This is a genomic window from Streptomyces sp. LS1784, from assembly GCF_020103755.1.
In the GTDB taxonomy this organism is placed as follows: Bacteria; Actinomycetota; Actinomycetes; order Streptomycetales; family Streptomycetaceae; genus Kitasatospora.
In genome coordinates this window covers 1-4339 of sequence record NZ_JAHSQD010000642.1, presented here as the reverse complement: position 1 = coordinate 4339, position 4339 = coordinate 1, and the positions used below count along the sequence as shown (strand labels likewise).

General features: G+C 71.4%; 2 protein-coding genes. Both read right to left on the bottom strand.

Features of this window, described 5'->3' with window-relative positions:
• On the bottom strand, positions 1–2568 hold a 2568-nt coding region (gene pepN, locus KS423_RS39595), incomplete at its 3' end, for an aminopeptidase N (RefSeq protein ID WP_224284571.1).
• 172 nt (positions 2569–2740) lie between these two features.
• The coding region (locus KS423_RS39590; RefSeq protein WP_224284570.1) for a PQQ-binding-like beta-propeller repeat protein at positions 2741–4339 on the bottom strand (1599 nt) is incomplete at its 5' end.

Below are 4339 nucleotides of genomic sequence, written 5' to 3'. Positions count from 1 at the left end.
CGCCGCACGGTCGGCCGCCTGGGCCTTGAGCGCGCGCTCGACGCCCGCCCGCGCCTCGACGACCTGGCGCCGCAGCGCCGGCGCCGGCTCGGCCGAGGCCAGCCACGCGTCGGTCGTGTCCAGCGTCTCCTGCGTCACCTGCAGGGCCGGGTACAGCCCGACGATGATCTGCTGCGAGATCTCGTGGCTGCGGGTCTCCCAGACGCCCTTCACCGCCGCGAAGTACTTCGCCGCGTACGGCGCGAGCAGCTCGCGCTGGTCGGACTGCTGGAAGCCGGCGATGACCGCTTCCTGCACATAGTTCGTCAGCTTGTCGGACTCCACCACCGACGCCCAGGCCTCCGCCTTGGCCTCGGCGGTCGGCCGGGCGGCGCGGCAGGTGGCCGCGTGCTCCTGGCCGGCCGCGGTGTTGTCCCGCTCCAGCTCGGCGGCGATGAGGGCCTCGTCGGCCCGGCCGGTGGCGGCGAGCCGGGTGAGCAGGGTCCAGCGCAGCTCGGTGTCCACCGCGAGGCCCTTGATCTCCACCGAGCCGTCCAGCAGCCCGGCGAGCAGGCCCAGCTGACCGTCCGTACGGGCGACCGCGGCGAGGGCGCGGGCCCAGGCCAGCTGGTGGTCGCTGCCGGGCTCGGCGGCGCGCAGGTGCTCCTCCGCGGCGGCGGCCCAGCGGTCGAGGCCCTCCTCGCGCCACGCCGGGTCGACGTAGGCGTCGAGGGCGAGCTTGACCTGGCGGTGCACGGACTGCACCACGCCGATGTCGCTCTCACGCCCGATGCCGGACAGCGCCAGCGACAGGTAGTCGCGGGCGGCCAGCTCGCCGTCGCGGGTCATGTCCCAGGCGGAGGCCCAGCACAGCGCGCGCGGCAGCGAGTCGGTGAAGCCGCCGAGGTACTCGGTGACGACGGCCATCGAGTCCTCGTCCAGCCGGATCTTGGCGTACGAGAGGTCGTCGTCGTTCAGCAGCACGACGGCCGGGCGGTGCCGGCCGACCAGCTCGGGCACCTCGGTGCGCGGGCCGTCGACGTCCAGCTCGATCCGGTCGGTGCGCACCAGCGCGTCGCCGTTCAGCTCGTACAGGCCGATCGCGATGCGGTGCGGCCGCAGCACGGCCTCGCCCTTGGCGCCGGCGGGCAGCGCGGGGGCCTCCTGGAGCACGGTGAAGGACTCGATCTCGCCGTCGGTGTTGACGGTGACGGCGGGCCGCAGCACGTTGATGCCGGCGGTCTCCAGCCAGGCCTTGGACCAGGCCTTGAGGTCGCGGCCGCTGGCCTCCTCCAGGGCGCCGAGCAGGTCGCTGAGCCGGGTGTTGCCCCAGGCGTGGCGCTTGAAGTAGGCCTGCACGCCCTGGAAGAAGGCGTCCTGGCCGACGTACGCCACCAGCTGCTTGAGCACCGAGGCGCCCTTGGCGTAGGTGATGCCGTCGAAGTTGACCTGGACGTCCTCCAGGTCGTTGATGTCCGCCATGATCGGGTGGGTGGACGGCAGCTGGTCCTGCCGGTACGCCCAGGTCTTCATCTGGTTGGCGAACGTGGTCCAGGAGTGCGGCCACTTGGAGCCGGGGGCCTCGGCCTGGCAGACGGCCTCGGCGAAGGTCGCGAAGGACTCGTTGAGCCAGAGGTCGTTCCACCACTCCATGGTGACGAGGTCGCCGAACCACATGTGGGCGAGCTCGTGCAGGATCGTCGCGGCACGGGCCTCGTACGCGGCGTCGGTGACCTTGGAGCGGAACACGTACTGGTCGCGCAGGGTGACGGCGCCCGCGTTCTCCATCGCGCCGGCGTTGAACTCCGGGACGAAGAGCTGGTCGTACTTGGCGAACGGGTACGGGAAGTCGAACTTCTCCTGGAAGTAGTCGAAGCCCTGCTTGGTGACCTCGAAGACGGCCTCCGGGTCCAGGAACTCGCGCAGCGAGGGCCGGCAGTAGACGCCCAGCGGCACCTTCTGCTCGCCGTTCTCGTAGGTGTCGAAGACCCCGACGTACGGGCCGGCGACGAGCGCGGTGATGTAGCTGGAGATCCGGCCGGTGGGCTCGAACGTCCAGACCTGGGTGTCTCCGTCGCCGACCGGCTCGGGGGTCGGCGAGTTGGAGACCACGACCCAGCCCTTCGGCGCGGTCACGGTGAACGCGAACGCGGCCTTCAGGTCGGGCTGTTCGAAGGTGGCGAAGACCCGGCGGGCGTCCGGCACCTCGAACTGGGTGTACAGGTAGGTCTCGCCGTCGACCGGGTCGACGAACCGGTGCAGGCCCTCACCGGTGTTGGTGTACGCGCAGTTCGCGACGACCCGCAGCTCGTTCTCGGCCGCCAGGCCCGGCAGCGGGATGCGGCTGTCGACGAAGCTCGCCGGGTCGAGCCGCACGCCGTTGAGGGTGATCTCCTCGACGCTCGGGGCGACGAGGTCGATGAAGGTCTCCGCGCCGGGGGTGGTGGCGGTGAACCGGACCACGGTGGTGGACCGGAAGGTACCGCCCTCGCGGGCCGAACCGAGGTCGAGCTCGATGTCGTACGCGTCCACGTGGAGGAGGTCGGCCCGGGTGCGGGCCTCCTCACGGGTCAGGTTTGTGCCGGGCACTCGCTGCACTCCTTTGTCAGACTGATGGTCCGAATCCTCGCACGTCCAACGGACGGGGCGGCCGAATAATCACGGGCGGGGCGGGCCCGGGCGATCAGCCCGTACCCGCCCCGCCCGTGCGGCTCGCGACGAGGGTCACGCCCCCGGCGTCGGCCCCGGTGTCACCCCGGGGTCACTTCTTCCACTTGGTCAGCGGACCGTCGCTGGCGCTGTAGCGGCGGAACGCGTAGACGGCGCCGTCGTCCGCGATCAGGTACTCGGAGCTGCTGCTGCCGATGCTCATGCTGGTCGGCATGGTCATGGTGCCGAGATCGGTCATCGAGCCGTCGGTCGGCGAGAGCGTCACCAGCCGGGCGGGCTTGTTGTAGCCCTGGTCGACGATCGCGCGGACCTTGCCGTCCTTGTCGGTCCCGGCCACCAGGCGCATGTCGTTGCCGGCCGAGCCGGAGTTGGCCGACCAGAGCCGCTTGCCGGTGTTCAGGTCGTAGGCGTTGATGCCCGACTTGCTGCCGCTGACCTGGACGTACAGCGTGGTGCCGCTGACGACGTTGCGGGTGAGGGCCTCGTCCTGGCCGGAGAGCCGCAGGCTGTCCGAACCGGGCTCCTTGACGGACATCTGGTTGCCCGGCTTGTTGTCCTTGTCGAACGGCAGGATGTAGTCGCCCTGCGGGCCGTTGGACATCAGCAGCACCAGCGGCTTGTCCTGGACGACCGAGTCGACCTGCTCGATGCTGCCGGTGAGGGTGACCGGGGTGCTGGCCGGCTTGCCGGTCTCGGCGTTGACGATGACCAGCTGGGACTTCGGGCCGCTGGTGCCGTAGCAGCGGTCGCTGACCGCGATCTGGACGCCGGCCGCCTTGCCGCGCAGGATGCAGTCCTTGTCGCGCGGCTGGTACTGCCAGGCCGGCTGGCCGTTGGCGATGTTCAGGGCGCCGACCGTGTTGCCGCCGATGGCGACCACGTTCTCGGTGACGCTGAGGGTCGGCGAGGACATCCGGTCGGCCGAGACCTTGACGGTCCAGAGCAGCTTGCCCTGGGCCAGGTCGACGGCGCCGACGGTGGAGCAGTCGCTGTCACCGGTGTTGAAGGAGACGGCGGCGACGCCCTTGGAGTTGGCGCCGTACGAGGCGGTGCACATCTCCTTGCTGCCGGCCGGGACGGGGATGGTCCAGGCCTCCTTGCCGTCGGCCAGGTTGTAGCCCCTGATGCCCGAGCTGTCGACGCGTACGGCGAGCTTGTCGGTGCCCCAGACGCCGAGCAGCTGGTTCGCGCTGTCCGCGTTGGCCGGTTTGGGGACGCTCCAGGCGACGGTGAAGGTGCCGCCCTTGGGACCGGGGCCGGGGGTGGGGCCGTTGCTGGTCCCGCCGTCGTCGGTGGTGCCGGTGCTGATCGGGCCGGGGGCCGGATCGGGCTCGGGGCCGGGGCCCTTGAGCAGGACGACCAGGGCGACCACGATCGAGATCGCCAGCACACCGCCGATGATCCCGCCCCACAGCATCACGGGGTTGCGCTGCTTGGGCGCGACGGGAGCGACGGGCGCGCCGGGGTAGCTGTACCCGGGCTGCTGCGCGTAGTTGTAGCCGCCGGCGTTGTAGGCCTGCCCGGCGTCCGGGGCGCCGTACGGAGCGCTGGGGACCGGGTCGTACGGGCCGACCGGTGCGCCGCCGGGCGGCGGCGGGGCCTGGGTGGGGAACCCGGTCGCGGTCGGCGCGTAGGCCGTGTACTCCGGGCTGCCGACGGGCGGCTGCGCAGGTGGCTGTGCGGGCGGTGC